This window comes from Bacillus sp. EKM202B, assembly GCF_011066025.1.
Classification (GTDB): Bacteria; Bacillota; Bacilli; order Bacillales; family Bacillaceae_G; genus Bacillus_A; species Bacillus_A toyonensis.
In genome coordinates, this window is sequence record NZ_JAAMNK010000045.1 from 12,839 (window position 1) to 27,022 (window position 14,184).

The window sequence follows — 14,184 nt, forward strand, 5'->3', positions numbered from 1 at the left end:
AACCTTTAACGACGCAAACTTTTTTCACTAATAATGATGCCATCTTCATCCACATAAACATAATCATTTGGCTTCCATTCTACTTGTCCAAATTGCAATGAAATATTTCGTTCTCCTTTCCCTTCTTTTACACTTCTATTTGGCATCGTCCCTAACGCTAAAATACCAATATTAATATTCTTTAGTTCACTAGAATCACGAACATATCCATTTACAATAATTCCTGCCAGCTTTCTTTCCTCTGCAATAGCTGCCAAATTATCACCGAGTAACGCACAATTCGTAGACGCTTCACCATCAACAACTAATACCGTTCCTTCTGGTAATGTTTGTAATCCTTCCTTCACTAGTACATTATCATCCTTCACTTTCACCGTTGCAATTTTCCCGTGGAATTGTTCTTTCTTCCCAAAAGATCGAAAAGACTGGCGACATATTTGTAACTCCTTTTCAAACTCATCACATAGATCCGTAGTTTTCCACATCTTTTTCCCTCTTTTCCTTTTACTTTCTATTTAACATATTCTTGGATTATTTTCGTTTCCCTGTCTAATGTTGCAATAATTTGTATGTGCAGGAAAGGACAGAAAAACTATTGCCTTAAGAAGCCACCTTTATTATAATCTATTTCACAGATAAATTTCAGAATATTAAAAATTAACCAAGTGAAAAAGGAGGGATTTTATGCAATTACAAACTGAGGTAAAAAAACAACCTAGTAAACGAAAGTTTAAAATGCCTGATGCGTACGTACTACTATTTTTTATTGCCTTACTTTGTGCAATAGCTACTTATTTCGTTCCTGCTGGAGAATTTAAAAGAGTGACAAACGGGACTGTTACAACGACAATACCAGGAAGTTACCATTCTGTTCCGCAATCACCGGTAGGGTTTGTTTCTTTTTTTACCGCTATTGAAAAAGGAATGACACTTGCTGCTCCTATCATCTTCTTAATTTTATTTACAGGTGGAGCCATTGCCATTCTTGAAAAAACAGGTGCTCTTGACGGTTTAATCTATCATGTGATTAACAAATTTCGGAATCAGCAATTACTTTTCATTTGTATTGTCGCCGCACTCTTTTCTCTTCTCGGAACGACTGGCATTATCGTTAACTCAGTTATCGGCTTTATCCCCATCGGCATCATCGTTGCACGCACATTGAAATGGGACGCTATCGTTGGCGTAGCAATTATTTATTTAGGCACTTATGCTGGTTTTAATGCTACTATATTATCTCCCTCACCTTTAGGCATTTCACAAAAAATCGCAGAACTTCCGATGTTTTCAGGGATTGGGTTACGTACAGCAATCTATATCTCTTTTTTAATTGCTACCATTTTGTATATTAATTGGTATATAAAACGTTTAAAAAAATCGAATAAAGGAAGCATACTCGGCGATAACTGGTTTCCAAGTAATGCTCTTTCAAGAGAGAGAGAAATAGAGAAAACTGAAGTTCCTTGGACAATACGTCACAAATTAATTTTACTCGTCTCAGCTTTATCATTAATTGTATTTTTAATAGGGGCTTTTCGACTACATTGGACAGATGCAGAAATGACCGCTACTTTTATTTTCATCGCAATTACAGCAGGAATAATAGGCGGTATGAAAGCGAACGATATCGCTTCTACTTTTCTAGCAGGCTGCCAAAATCTCATATACGGTGCTTTGATCGTCGGAATGGCTCGTTGTATTTCAGTCATTCTAGAACAAGGCAAATTACTTGATACAATTGTTAATCAACTCGCACAGTCTCTCGAAGGACATAGCCCTGTATTTGGCGTTATCGGTATGTATGTAAGTAGTGCCGCATTACATTTCCTCATTTCATCCGGGACAGGAGAATCTGTTATTTTCATTCCGATATTAGCTCCATTAGCTGATTTCATGCACATTACACGCCAAGTTACAGTACAAGCTGTTATGCTCGGCGAAGGTGTAGTGAACTGCTTAAATCCAACTTCCGGTGTTTTAATGGGCGTTCTCGCAGCTAGCGGCATTTCTTACGGAAAATGGATTCGATTTATGGCTCCTCTTGCATTCATTTGGTTTATTATTGGACTTATTTTTCTTATTATTGGAGTGAATATTGAGTGGGGACCGTACTAAAAGGTTTACAATATACTTAACTTGATGATACAAAAACATCTATTCTATTTTCCTCTCCAATCCTATGAAAATTATTGATTCTAGTATAGATGTAAGAAGGGATTAATCATTATGATCAATCCCTTCTTACAAAATATAATGCCTTTACAAATCTTAGTTCCAAATTTTATTTACCCATTCCGGATGATCAATAAAAGGATTGCGATTATGTTGATATTTTGTAAAAATTATTTCATTACGCTTTCGCTCTAAATCATCGACCGGATCTTGTTCATTCCATTTTAGTAATACAGAGAGTTTCCCCATGTACGGATCTTTATTGTTATTCACCTTTTCATTGAGTTCCAAGTCTATTTCACCGCTATCCCCTTCGTAACGAACAGCCATGTAAAACAGCATTCTAGCGATGTCTCCTTTTACGCTATCACGAGGTTCCCAAGAATCACTATCATATTTACATTCTGTCGCTTCCGAATGATTCACACCACCATTATCAAAATCCAGATTTCCACGTGAACTATTTACAGATACATCCGTCGCTCTTAAATGATGCAGATCTGTTCCAGGTCCTGCAGTCGTTCCAAAATCACCATGAGATTTTGCCCAAACATGCTCTCGGTTCCAGTTATTAACTCCTGAACCATTCGTAAGTTTCCCTTGCGAACGCCCAGTATATAAGAGTATTACATTGCTTTTATTATTTGGATCTTCATCCGTATCTCTTAGCGCTTCCCAAACTGCACTGTATGATAACTTTGTATGATCATCAATAATATTATGAAGTTCCTTCTTTAATTCTAAACCCGTTTTTCCTATTGCATTATTATAATATGTATCGTCATAGCTTTTTACAGTCATCTCTTGTGGTGATACAGAAGCTACTTCACCATGTATAGTATCTGTGAATGATAGAGATGCAGAACCTAAAATAAAGAATGAAGATAGTGTAACCATAGCAAGCTTTGTATTTCGAAACTTCATATACCCATTTCCCCTTTAAAATATAATTTGAAGTCATTTACTAAAAATGTTATCCCTAAAACTACGAAAACGTTTAAAACTCCATTCCCCTTCTCTTTTTATTTAATACAAACCCCTATTCAGTCTGTATCATTTCCATACTTTTGGTTTATCTACTTTTCAAACAAATTCACTTTTCACAAGGAATATCCTTCCCTAGTAAAGATTATTAAACTATTCTTTACAATTAAAAAGTAGTTTAATGTTAACTTATAAATTTCAATTTTTTTATGCAATTATGCATATTTAATAAATTTTTCAAAGAAAACCGTGCAATAAAACAGATAGAGTCTAGGACAGCAATCGTACAAATCGAGATGATAGCTCGGCTCTTCCTTTTTCCATAACTGTCTTTATTTTTTGTGTAAAACTCTTCTTTCTCTGAAAAATAAGTACAAAAATAGATTGGATACCATGTAGGCACCAATCTATTTTTATTAAAGAAACTGTGTTAATTCTGCATTGACAACACGTTGTGCAGTAATGATAACACTTTCAGCTGTTATTCCATAAACACTATATAGTCCACCAGGTTGATTAGGAACAATTTGAACTTCATATTCTAATGCTTGTCCAAAAGCAGGATGAACTAAACTTAGAGTTTCAATAGTAGAAGCATTAGAATTCACATTGAAATTCACCTGTTCAATTAATACTATTGAACCGTCAAGTCTAAAAACTCTAGCTACTCCAGTAAGCGGGCCAGCAGTACGGTTAAGGATTTTCACCCTAACTCTATTTGCATTAGCAGGTTGATTTCCCAAGTTTTCAATAGGACCTGTAGTAAAAGCCATTTTACATTCACCTCCATTATATTATTACGATATTCAATGTTATATATTAACGCTATAAACTAATTACTCAATTTTTTTCTAAATAAAAAAGCTCATTTCTTATATTTTTCAATAAGAAACAAGCTTTTCTTTTTCAACTATCATTCCTAAGGTAAATCTATCTGTCTCGGAAACTTTTGGAGCTAATTGACATTTATGTTGAGCATACAACTATTTCTATTTATTTGGCATCGAAGCTATATACTTTTTAACTACTTCATATACATATTCTTGATTTGCCGCTGCTGTATTTGGATTGTATTTTCCGCCGTTTGTTTTATTGTTAGATAATACTCTAATTCCTAAAAATGGTACGTCATAAGCTTTTGCGATTTGCGCTGCAGCAGCGCCTTCCATTTCTTCTACAGATGTACCGTATTTTGTATGGAACCACTTAATTCTATCAACTTCATTATTCCAAACGTCTGCTGAACCTATCGTACCCTCAACCACTTTACCTTTTGTATATGTATCTTTCACTGCATTAGCTGCTGCAAGTAAATCCTTATCTCCCTCGTAGTATCGGATTTTCTCAGCATTTGGATCTTCTCCTGCACTTCCTTCAGAAGCCATTAAATCCATAGATATCCATTTTGTTGGCTCAATCCCTTGATTCTCATCCATATTTGTGGTTTTTAATGTACCTATATTTGCAACTTGTTTTCCTAACACAATATCAAATACGTTTAAATTAGGATCATGGCCACCCGATGTTCCTTGGTTAATAATCGCTATAGGCTTATATTTTTCAATAGCCACTGCTGTAGCAGCTGCTGTATTTTCCATTCCTTTACCTGTTTTCGCAACGATTACAGGATAATTGTCGACAGTTCCTTTATAAAATACAAATGTTCCAGATTTTTCTTCTTTCACATTTTTCAACCTTTTCGCAAAACTTTCAGCTTCTATCGGCATTGGCCCTTGAATTAAGATTGGTTTTTGATTGGTTTTTGCCTCAACTTGTTTCGGACTCGCATTACATCCCGCAAGTATCGAGAGTGACAATGCAGCAGTAGTTACTAGGGCAGCACATTTTTTCAACGTATTCTTCTTCATAAATAATCTCCTCTTTCTCTTGTTGTTTTCTATACTCGATACTTTTGGTCCAAACAAAAAAGTTCTAGAAATTGTAGAAGAATCTCTACTTTCTAGAACTACGGTAGTCAAAGTTAATGAAGCAAAAGACGAGGTCAATGCTACATTATAGAACGGTAGCGGCTCCATACACAAACCGACCGAATACTTTAACCCGTAGTCCAGTTCTTTCATTGGGAACTAGGTAGAAACGCTCGGACCATATTACCGAGTATATACGAGTGATGTTATTCAAAATTATTATATGGATAATATAACAAACTATTAGTGTAGACGCAATATAAATATGAACATTATTTTATTTCACCCTAAAAATGTTCGTCTTTAAAATATTTTATACTGAAAAAATCTTTTTTTTGATGTTTTATACCGCGAAAAACATAATCCGTATACTTAATTAGATTATCCTACAACAACCGTTAAGAAACATCTATCTAAAATAAAAAGAAGTTCCATAATATTTAGAACTTCTTCCCCTATGTATATTTACTTCGTTATCTCACCAAACTGCGCTCTCGTTACTTTCGCCAAATCTTCCACTTTCAGCTCAATTTGTATACCAATTTTTCCGCCACTTACAATGATCGTTTCAAGTAATCGGGCGCTTTCATCGATACATGTAGAAAATAACTTCTTCATTCCGACTGGTGAACAACCACCGCGAATGTATCCTGACACTTTCGTAATATCTTTTACTGGAATCATTTCAATTTTCTTTTCACCAACTGCTTTTGCCGCTGCTTTTAAATTCAGTTCCTCATCTACCGGAATGATAAACACATGATAATTTTTACTATTCCCTTGAGCGACTAACGTTTTATATACTTCTCTCACTTCTCGTCCAATTTTCTCGGCTACTGACACGCCATCAATTTTCCCATCGTCTGGATCATATGACATCATCGAATATTCAATTTTTTCTTTATCTAATATTCGCATCGCATTCGTTTTATCTTTTTTCATGTGCTTCTCCTTAAAAGGTTATTTCATATTATTAAGTTTTCTTTTATTATACACCCTTTTCCATTTCTCCTACATAACTTCACGCATTTTTCAAAACTGAAAATATTGATATTTCAAAAATCATCTGATATAATTTGGAAAAACTTATGTTAAGGAGAGATTTGTAATGCGAAATTTTAATACTTCTTTCCAACTTCATCATCATACGTAACGCCGTGTATCCGAAGAAAATTTTTTCTTCGTGGGTACAGGGCTTTTCCTGTTTACCCACGAAGCGTTCATAAAGCTATGTGGGTATTTTTATACCCGCATAGCTTTTTTTAATTTAAAAAAGGAGTGATTACAGTGGAAATGAAAAATGTAAAAGGAACAAAGGACTATTTACCAGAGGAGCAAGTGCTGCGAAATAAAATTAAAAGAGCGTGTGAAGATACTTTTAAACGTTATGGCTGTAAACCGTTAGAGACACCTACGTTAAATATGTATGAACTTATGTCTTACAAGTATGGCGGTGGTGATGAAATTTTAAAGGAAATATATACACTTCAAGATCAAGGAAAACGTGAGCTTGCTTTACGTTACGATTTAACAATTCCATTCGCAAAAGTCGTGGCGATGAATCCAAATATTCGTCTACCTTTTAAACGGTATGAAATTGGGAAAGTATTTCGAGATGGTCCGATTAAACAAGGGAGATTTCGTGAGTTTATACAATGCGACGTTGATATAGTCGGTGTTGAGTCTGTCATGGCAGAAGCTGAACTTATGAGCATGGCGTTTGAACTGTTCCGAACGTTAAACTTAGAAGTAACGATCCAATATAATAACCGAAAATTATTAAACGGTATTCTTCAGGCGATTAACATCCCTACTGAATTAATGAGTGACGTAATATTATCATTAGACAAAATTGAAAAGATCGGGATTGATGGTGTACGGAAAGATATATTGGGGCGTGGAATTACTGAAGAAATGGCTGATACGATATGTAATACCGTATTATCTTGTCTAAAGCTTACAATTGCTGACTTTAAAGAAGCTTTCAATAATCAACTCGTTACCGATGGAATAAACGAATTACAACAATTACAGCAATATTTAATTGCTCTTGGAATAAACGAGAATGCTATATTCAATCCGTTTTTAGCACGAGGACTCACAATGTACACAGGTACCGTATATGAAATCTTTCTAAAAGATGGCTCGATTACATCTAGCATCGGTAGTGGTGGTCGTTACGATAATATTATCGGAGCATTCCGTGGTGATAATATGAACTATCCAACAGTCGGTATTTCATTCGGTTTAGACGTTATTTATACAGCACTCTCACAAAAAGAAACAAAATCCTCTACAGCGGACTTATTTATTATCCCACTCGGGACAGAATTACAATGCTTGCAAATTGCCCAGCAATTACGATCCACTACTTCATTGAAAATTGAACTTGAACTAGCAGGACGCAAACTAAAACGCGCCCTTAATTATGCCAATAAAGAGAACATCCCTTATGTACTTATTATTGGTGAAGAGGAACTTAGTGCAGAAACCGTTATGCTAAGAAATATGAAAGAAGGTAGTGAGGTGAAAGTTCCTCTTGCTTCTTTAAGTAATTATTTATAATAAAAACCACCCTCGTTTGGGTGGTTTTTCTATTTTATAAATAACCTATAATTAGTTTACATAAAATAATTATAATCCACTCAAAACTACAAATATATAATATCCAATCACCTGTTATTTTTGGTAATATATAGATATAGATTGTTTTAGGAGGATTAACTTTGAAAACCTACATCCAAGCACTAAAATGGACTACAGGGATCTATCATCTTTTATTACTTCCTTGTTATTATTTATTTCCAAGTCTTGTTAACCTATATGGGATACCTTTACTACTATTGATTGTTTTACATATCACTACTTTTTTATTAGCTAAAAAAGAAGGCATGAATACGTATCCTCATTATATCGGTATTATCGTTACTCTAGTTGCCTTCTTTCCTTATATAGCAATCGTTCTACATATTATAGCAGCAATCTTCCTTTTATTAAACGCTACTTCCACTACTAAAAATGAAGTTTTTAACTCATAGTAGGATAAATCGAAATTTTTATTACCGATGGTGTTGTCTATATTAGCACACACCAAAGTCTTTTTCACAAGTAGCACGCCTCCCGCTAACTCTTTTGCTTCAGTAAAGTTTTGAGGTGAATCGGCAAAGAGCAAAATCAGTAGCACACTCTAGCCTTATTGCTAATATCCAAAAAGGATTTACTTTTTAAGTAGATCCTTTTTTAATAGAAAAGCGAATTCCTTACTTTGGATTAATGAAAGAATATTCCAATTTATTTTTATAAAATTCTAAATATTTACAATAAACTCAAACTAACATACATTTTAGTTACACAAAAAAATCTAAGTTTAAAGGAGATGAATTCATGCTTAAAAAGTTGGTAGTAGGTGCAATGTTAGCTGCTTCATCATTAACTGTCGGATTGGGATCAGTATTAGCTAGTACCGAAAAGGATTATACGATTGCCTCTTTCGAATATGTAACTGTGGATGAAAAGGCTGTAGATTCGTTTCACAAATTGGGTGCTCCATCAAAGGAAGACGTAAAAATAACTTTAGTTCTACCGAAACAAAATCAAAATGGAGACTGGTTATCTTATGGATTTTCGAACAAAGAAAGTTTAGAGTCTTTTATTGAAAAAGATAAACAAAGGTTGAATCATACAATCACTCCCCTTGGTGTTGGAGGGAGCGGACCTGGTAGTACAGACTTCTATAAACGTACAGGTAGCGAGTATTTTTCTCTAAGTAGCGGTTATAAAAACTTGTCTCCTAGTTGGCAAAATCAAATTGTTTCTGTACGTACAGCAGCTCCTACTGCTAGCTATTCAACAACGCTATGGGAACGTACTTCAACTGAAGGATATGGAAAAGGTGTTGTTTTTAGACATGCTGATTGGTATGGTAAAACTGCAAACTTGAGTGACTTTTTAACTTCAGCAGTTGAAGTTAAAAAGTAAAAAACATAGAAATAAAGTGAAACTTTAATCAGTGGGGGGTTTGTTGATCCCCCACTGATTATTAGCCTTCACCAATCGGGCTTTTACGGGCAGCCCGATCCCCACCTAACTTCTTTGCTTCCACTGAATTTTGAGGTGGGGGTCTTACTGCCCGTTAATGCGGGATAAAAGGTGTTTCCACATATGGAAACACCTTTTATTTCTACAACTATTTCACATATCTCTCCTATATCCATTTCAACTCTTAACTTTTATTTTGTGTATTTCTACTTTCCAAAACTTTCTCCATATTATGAGTTGCCCATTCCATCATTAATAGAATCATTGGACGAAGTGATTCACCAAGCTCAGTTAACGAATATTCTACTTTTGGAGGTACTTCGCGGTACACTTCGCGATGTATGATACCATCTGCTTCAAGTTCTCTAAGCTGCAGTGTTAACATTCTTTGTGTGATATTAGGTTTTAATCTTTTTAATTCATTAAACCTCTTTGTACCATCTAATAAATGATACAAAATAACCCCTTTCCATTTCCCTCCAATGACCTCAACCATCGCTTCCACTGGACAAGAATATTTATTTAAAAATGGGTAATTTATATTATTTTCGTTTGAACAATCCATAATAAATCCCTTCCCTTAACATTAGTATCTTTTTTGATACTATACCACATAAATGTGCGTACTTGTTTCTATGTTACTTTAAAAATATAATTTGGTTACAAAATAAATTAATGAAAAGAGGAACTTTTATGACAAATATAAAAGAAATTACAAAAGAAAAAATTATGGAGGCTTTTCATTTCAGACATGCATGTAAAGCGTTCGATCCTATGCAAAAAATTTCAGAAGAGGATTTTAATTTCATTTTAGAAACAGCCAGATTATCTCCTTCTTCTTTTGGATATGAACCTTGGAAATTTGTTATCGTACAAAATAAAGAAGTAAGAGAAAAACTACAACCATATTCATGGGGTGCTGGTGGGCAACTTGCAACAGCTAGTCACTTTGTTATTGTTCTTTCAAGAAACATTAAAGATATGCATTATGATGCAGATTATATTAAATATATGATGAACGATATTATTGGATTGCCTGAAGACACTCAAAAAATTAGATATGAATTCTTCAAAAAGTTCCAGGAATCAGATTTTAACTTATTACAATCCGACCGTGCTGTATTTGATTGGGCATCAAAACAATCTTATATCGCTTTAGGTAATATGATGACGAGTGCAGCTCAAATTGGTATTGACTCTTGTCCAATAGAAGGATTTGATAAAGAGAAAGTAGATTCTTTACTTCGTCAAGAAGGCATTGTAAAAGACGATAATTTTGAAGTATCTGTTATGGTTGCCTTTGGTTACCGTAAAGAAGAGCCAAAGCGTGATAAAACAAGACAGACTACGGATATAATTGTTGAATGGATTTAGTAACATAGCACGCAAAAAATAATGCTCCTTATAGCTGTATACTCATACTAAAGAAGAATCAGTTGTTTTCTTACGTATGAATTTGTTTTTTCATGGAAAGATATGTTAGTATGTATACAGTTTGAGTGCTCTATTTTTAGAGTCGAACAGGAGGAGAATGAATATGTCTGATATTGAAGTTGGCGAAGTGTTTACTCTTAGTGATGAGAATAATGAGGATCAGGAAGTAGAAGTACTTGGAGCGATGGATGTCGAAGGTGCAGAATATATTGCAGTTGCCTTCGTAGAAGACATTCAAACAGAAACTGAGGAAGACATTGATATCTTCTTTTTAAAAGTAGAAGAAGATAATGAGTTTTCATACATCGAAAATGACGAAGAGTTTGACAAAGTATCGGCTGCTTTTGATAAGATTTTGGATGAGTAAGAAGAGCAAGAGTAATATTCGTTAAAAACTCGAGGGGGATGCATATCCGCCCTCTTTTTTTTATTCATCACTTACCAAGCTACATGTATTAAAGAGACTTATGCAGCCATTCCAGTACATCTTTCATCGCAAAAGGACCATCTTTTTTAACTTGCTCCGCAAATTCCGAAACGAGACGTAGTGTTCTCACACTTTCGATTGGATGCTCTCCTGATGCACTTTCAGCAGAAAGCATCACTGCATTCGTCCCGTCTAGTACAGCTTGAAAAACATCGGTGACCTCTGCCCTTGTAGGAATAGAATGATCTACCATAGATTGAAGCATTTGTGTTGCTGTAATAACATATATATTCGTTCGATTACATTCACGAATCATCATTTTTTGTAAAAGCGGAATAATTTGATACGGCAATTCCACTCCTAAATCCCCCCTTGCAATCATAATTCCATCTGCTTCTTTACATATATCTTGAAAATTCTCGATTGCTTCCATCGTTTCTATTTTTGCAATTAAACTTGGGGACGTTTCTTTATGCTCTTGTATAAAATTTCGTATTTCCTTTATATGACTAGGTTTTCGTACGAAAGAACACGCAATAAAATTAACATCCTCTTCTAAAAGAAATTGAATGTCTTTTTTATCTTTCTCTGTAATAGCCGGTAAACTAACTGTCGCACCTGGTAAATTCACCCCCTTATGAGATGAGATATTACCACCTGTTTTGATCTTTGTTTCTATTTTTTCCTTACTTACCTTTTCAACAATTAATTCAACCTCTCCATCATTAATCAAAATTCTACTGTCTACTTTCACATCATTCGCAATACCTACATAATCCACACTTGCTTCTGTATTACTCCCTATGACTGGTTGCGTATGTAAAAGAAAAGAATCCCCGGCCTTAAGTGTAATTTGATCTTCCTTCATTTCACCTAATCTTATTTTAGGACCTTGCACATCACCTAAAATTTTAATAGAATCATCTAAAGATTTCACTAAACGAATGATGTCTTTATGACTTTCATGCGTGCCATGTGATAAATTTAGCCGAACAATTTTCATACCATTCTTTATTAACTGCACTAACGTTTCTTTATTATTACTTGCTGGTCCTATTGTACACACTCGATCAATTGTCATTCTTGCCACCATCCTTTTTCAGATAGGTTTCCCACAAAAATTTAAAAATAACATAGGGAATACAATAACAGCTTTAAACTTTACAAACGAAGTAATCCTACATACAAACGTAGAATTGCTTCGTACATGATTGATTTATACCGTGTTTCGTTTTTACCGTTAATACTCTCCTTTACTATCTTTTCTTTTTCCGCCGCTACAATTAATGAATACATAATCCGATTGTTTTGTATTACATTCTTCTAACTCTCTTTCATTACCACCCTACTTTTCATTCATGTGCTCTTCTATAAGTGTAAATCTACATTTACATGAATTTCATATTGGTAACCCTATTTCCATGTTCGCTAAGCAGTTAAAGCTATATTCAAATTATTAAAATGAAGATATGTTAAATCAAAAGTAAAAGAAAAGTTAAGTATCGGATAGGTTGTTGAGAGTTTCGAATTTTTCGTATATTGTATGAGTTGAGTTCGAACTCAAAAATTAAAAAAGTTGGGAAAATTAGTGAATATGAAAAAATCTTTAGCGGTGACAACTTTAGGGTTAGCGGTTTTAGGTTTTGGTTTTACTAATAACGCAAGTGCCTCAGAGGTGGGTGCTGCAGACAAGCAGCCTGTTTTAGTTGACTTTGATACAATTCAATCAGCAAAAACATCCAATGTTTCTAGTTTGACTGTTGCAGCTGCACCTAAGAATGATTCTAACATTAGCGTCTATACTCCCTTTTTTGGTAACCCATATGCAGTTGCTAAATCGAAATCAACTACGACCGAAGACTATATTTATGCAAAAGCAAGGACTTTCAATGGCGATGGCTCATTAGTGAATACGAAAAGTAATAATGCAAAAAAATCATCTTATGTAAGTGCTACAGCGACCAACACAAGCGTTTATTATGGAGATGATTACGCTATTGGTAATCATACCTATAAATTAAATGGTTATAATGATGTGAATCACGAAACAAAAGCTTCCTGGTAAGAAAGAGAAAAAAGATATGCATCTTGCATATCTTTTTTCTCTTATATTTTAAATATATTGAGGTGTTATTTATGAAAAATATATATATCATTATCGGTTTTTTACTTATTTCTTTCTTTACAATGTATGTTTTGTTCCATGCTTCAATTATACAACCTTATACACCTTCCAAAGAAAATAAGAGAGAGAAACAAACCAATACTATTTCATACGGCTTGAAGGATAATCAAGGCCAACATATTAACAACGGTAGTGAAATTACTAGTGAGAATAATACAATTAACGTATCGTTATCCTTTATACATAATATTGACGAAGACCGAAAGTATGGATTAATTGTTCTAGAAGATTACGTACAAAAACCTTTCAAAATAGAAAATACTGTAAATGAACTATCACACTACTCTTTCGATATGAAACCAAATAGTTCGATTACTACGAAAATCTCTTTACACACTTCTCCTAACGCAAGCGAATTAGCCTTTTTAATTATTAAAAAACCTGAATATAAGTTAAAAGATAATGACTTACATAAAGCGTCTATACTAGAAGAGATTTTAAGTATGCGATATTCAATACATCATCCTCATAAAGAAAGTGAAACATTAAAGTCTACCCCTATACAGCCAAATACTATTTTAAAAGATGGTCTTTATGAGCCATTATTTGTTACGAGCAATGAAGAGAAATTACAAACGGTATTTTCTGAAAAGGAAGGTGAAACATTAACTCTATCGAACGGAAATGAAACAAAAGATGAAATACCTTATGCAATCGTGGCCTTTAAAGATTGGGAACAAGTTGAATTATTCCATAATAAAAACGTCGCTTATACTACAGTGGCACCAGAAACGAGACAAACTTTTACTTTTACTTTCACACTACCTACAGTGGAACAGGAAATTAATTTTCAACTAGTCGCATTCCCATTTCCTTATAAAGTTAGTGAAGATCATTATGTCAGTCAACAAGCATACGGTTCATTTCGTATCGTAATTGAAAATAAAAAATAAATATGTTCCCACTTTATACAATTACAACAACGTAAAAAGCCTACTCATGATATTATCCCCTTTAGGTAGACAGTGTGAAAAAGACCATGTATACACATGGATGTTACACTATTACTTGGAGGG

General features: G+C 34.1%; 15 protein-coding genes and 1 riboswitch. Of the genes, 8 read left to right on the forward strand and 7 right to left on the reverse strand.

Features of this window, described 5'->3' with window-relative positions; genetic code table 11:
• Positions 1-5: 5 nt before the first annotated feature.
• On the reverse strand, positions 6-485 hold the full coding sequence (rraA, locus tag G9F74_RS27380) for a ribonuclease E activity regulator RraA (protein ID WP_016108811.1): 480 nt from the start codon (positions 483-485) through the stop codon (positions 6-8).
• Positions 486-684: 199 nt separating this feature from the next.
• Between rraA and G9F74_RS27385 the strand changes: the two genes are divergently transcribed.
• Positions 685-2,115, forward strand: coding sequence for a YfcC family protein (locus G9F74_RS27385; RefSeq protein ID WP_001176962.1), 1,431 nt, complete (start codon positions 685-687; stop codon positions 2,113-2,115).
• Positions 2,116-2,268: 153 nt separating this feature from the next.
• On the opposite strand, the gene G9F74_RS27390 is transcribed toward G9F74_RS27385, so the two are convergent.
• From G9F74_RS27390 to ybaK, 4 genes are all read right to left on the reverse strand, one after another.
• Positions 2,269-3,096 (reverse strand): endonuclease I family protein, encoded by an 828-nt coding sequence (locus G9F74_RS27390; RefSeq protein WP_002156464.1) that lies wholly within the window; start codon positions 3,094-3,096, stop codon positions 2,269-2,271.
• A gap of 476 nt (positions 3,097-3,572) precedes the next feature.
• Positions 3,573-3,929, reverse strand: a complete 357-nt coding sequence (locus tag G9F74_RS27395) for a hypothetical protein (protein ID WP_000896124.1) — start codon at positions 3,927-3,929, stop codon at positions 3,573-3,575.
• Positions 3,930-4,145: 216 nt separating this feature from the next.
• Positions 4,146-5,024 carry a 5'-methylthioadenosine/S-adenosylhomocysteine nucleosidase gene (locus tag G9F74_RS27400; protein WP_000742447.1) on the reverse strand — a complete coding sequence of 293 codons (879 nt, stop codon included), beginning with the start codon at positions 5,022-5,024 and terminating at the stop codon, positions 4,146-4,148.
• A gap of 176 nt (positions 5,025-5,200) precedes the next feature.
• A riboswitch (purine riboswitch) is annotated at positions 5,201-5,304 on the reverse strand.
• Between the two features lie 245 nt (positions 5,305-5,549).
• Positions 5,550-6,026, reverse strand: a complete 477-nt coding sequence (gene ybaK, locus G9F74_RS27405) for a Cys-tRNA(Pro) deacylase (protein WP_000710868.1) — start codon at positions 6,024-6,026, stop codon at positions 5,550-5,552.
• A 345-nt stretch (positions 6,027-6,371) separates the two neighbouring features.
• On the opposite strand from ybaK, the gene G9F74_RS27410 reads away from it, so the two are divergent.
• The 3 genes from G9F74_RS27410 to G9F74_RS27420 all read left to right on the forward strand — a co-directional run bounded on the left by G9F74_RS27410 (position 6,372) and on the right by G9F74_RS27420 (position 9,062).
• Entirely contained in the window at positions 6,372-7,649 is a 1,278-nt protein-coding gene (locus G9F74_RS27410; RefSeq protein WP_016108812.1) for a histidine--tRNA ligase, read from the forward strand.
• 161 nt (positions 7,650-7,810) lie between these two features.
• Positions 7,811-8,122, forward strand: a complete 312-nt coding sequence (locus tag G9F74_RS27415; protein ID WP_000860715.1) for a hypothetical protein — start codon at positions 7,811-7,813, stop codon at positions 8,120-8,122.
• Between the two features lie 346 nt (positions 8,123-8,468).
• The gene (locus G9F74_RS27420) at positions 8,469-9,062 is read left to right on the forward strand and encodes a hypothetical protein (protein ID WP_000914493.1); all 594 of its coding nucleotides are present in this window, start codon (positions 8,469-8,471) and stop codon (positions 9,060-9,062) included.
• Between the two features lie 244 nt (positions 9,063-9,306).
• On the opposite strand, the gene G9F74_RS27425 is transcribed toward G9F74_RS27420, so the two are convergent.
• A complete protein-coding gene (locus tag G9F74_RS27425) occupies positions 9,307-9,687 on the reverse strand; it encodes a winged helix-turn-helix transcriptional regulator (RefSeq protein WP_000340657.1) in 381 nt (126 codons plus the stop codon).
• 110 nt (positions 9,688-9,797) lie between these two features.
• Here G9F74_RS27425 and G9F74_RS27430 point away from each other — a divergent pair, with 110 nt between their 5' ends.
• A complete protein-coding gene (locus G9F74_RS27430) occupies positions 9,798-10,496 on the forward strand; it encodes an NAD(P)H-dependent oxidoreductase (protein WP_002039128.1) in 699 nt (232 codons plus the stop codon).
• A 157-nt stretch (positions 10,497-10,653) separates the two neighbouring features.
• Complete coding sequence (locus G9F74_RS27435; protein ID WP_131202360.1) at positions 10,654-10,923, forward strand: DUF1292 domain-containing protein; 270 nt, start codon at positions 10,654-10,656, stop codon at positions 10,921-10,923.
• An 88-nt stretch (positions 10,924-11,011) separates the two neighbouring features.
• Here the strand turns inward: G9F74_RS27435 and G9F74_RS27440 are convergent, their stop codons facing one another.
• Entirely contained in the window at positions 11,012-12,064 is a 1,053-nt protein-coding gene (locus G9F74_RS27440; protein ID WP_000151137.1) for a pyruvate kinase, read from the reverse strand.
• 507 nt (positions 12,065-12,571) lie between these two features.
• On the opposite strand from G9F74_RS27440, the gene G9F74_RS27445 reads away from it, so the two are divergent.
• Entirely contained in the window at positions 12,572-13,048 is a 477-nt protein-coding gene (locus G9F74_RS27445) for a hypothetical protein (RefSeq protein ID WP_001056341.1), read from the forward strand.
• A 71-nt stretch (positions 13,049-13,119) separates the two neighbouring features.
• The gene (locus G9F74_RS27450; RefSeq protein WP_016108814.1) at positions 13,120-14,061 is read left to right on the forward strand and encodes a hypothetical protein; all 942 of its coding nucleotides are present in this window, start codon (positions 13,120-13,122) and stop codon (positions 14,059-14,061) included.
• The last annotated feature ends 123 nt before the right edge of the window (positions 14,062-14,184 follow it).

Coding starts and splice junctions, on each gene's coding strand:
- G9F74_RS27395 (WP_000896124.1), bottom strand. CDS start 3,929: ATGGCTTTTACTACAGGTCCTATTGAAAACTTGGGAAATCAACCTGCT.
- G9F74_RS27435 (WP_131202360.1), top strand. CDS start 10,654: ATGAATATGTCTGATATTGAAGTTGGCGAAGTGTTTACTCTTAGTGAT.
- rraA (WP_016108811.1), bottom strand. CDS start 485: ATGTGGAAAACTACGGATCTATGTGATGAGTTTGAAAAGGAGTTACAA.
- G9F74_RS27400 (WP_000742447.1), bottom strand. CDS start 5,024: ATGAAGAAGAATACGTTGAAAAAATGTGCTGCCCTAGTAACTACTGCT.
- G9F74_RS27440 (WP_000151137.1), bottom strand. CDS start 12,064: ATGACAATTGATCGAGTGTGTACAATAGGACCAGCAAGTAATAATAAA.
- G9F74_RS27430 (WP_002039128.1), top strand. CDS start 9,798: ATGAAAAGAGGAACTTTTATGACAAATATAAAAGAAATTACAAAAGAA.
- G9F74_RS27385 (WP_001176962.1), top strand. CDS start 685: ATGCAATTACAAACTGAGGTAAAAAAACAACCTAGTAAACGAAAGTTT.
- G9F74_RS27425 (WP_000340657.1), bottom strand. CDS start 9,687: ATGGATTGTTCAAACGAAAATAATATAAATTACCCATTTTTAAATAAA.
- G9F74_RS27450 (WP_016108814.1), top strand. CDS start 13,120: ATGAAAAATATATATATCATTATCGGTTTTTTACTTATTTCTTTCTTT.
- G9F74_RS27420 (WP_000914493.1), top strand. CDS start 8,469: ATGCTTAAAAAGTTGGTAGTAGGTGCAATGTTAGCTGCTTCATCATTA.
- ybaK (WP_000710868.1), bottom strand. CDS start 6,026: ATGAAAAAAGATAAAACGAATGCGATGCGAATATTAGATAAAGAAAAA.
- G9F74_RS27390 (WP_002156464.1), bottom strand. CDS start 3,096: ATGAAGTTTCGAAATACAAAGCTTGCTATGGTTACACTATCTTCATTC.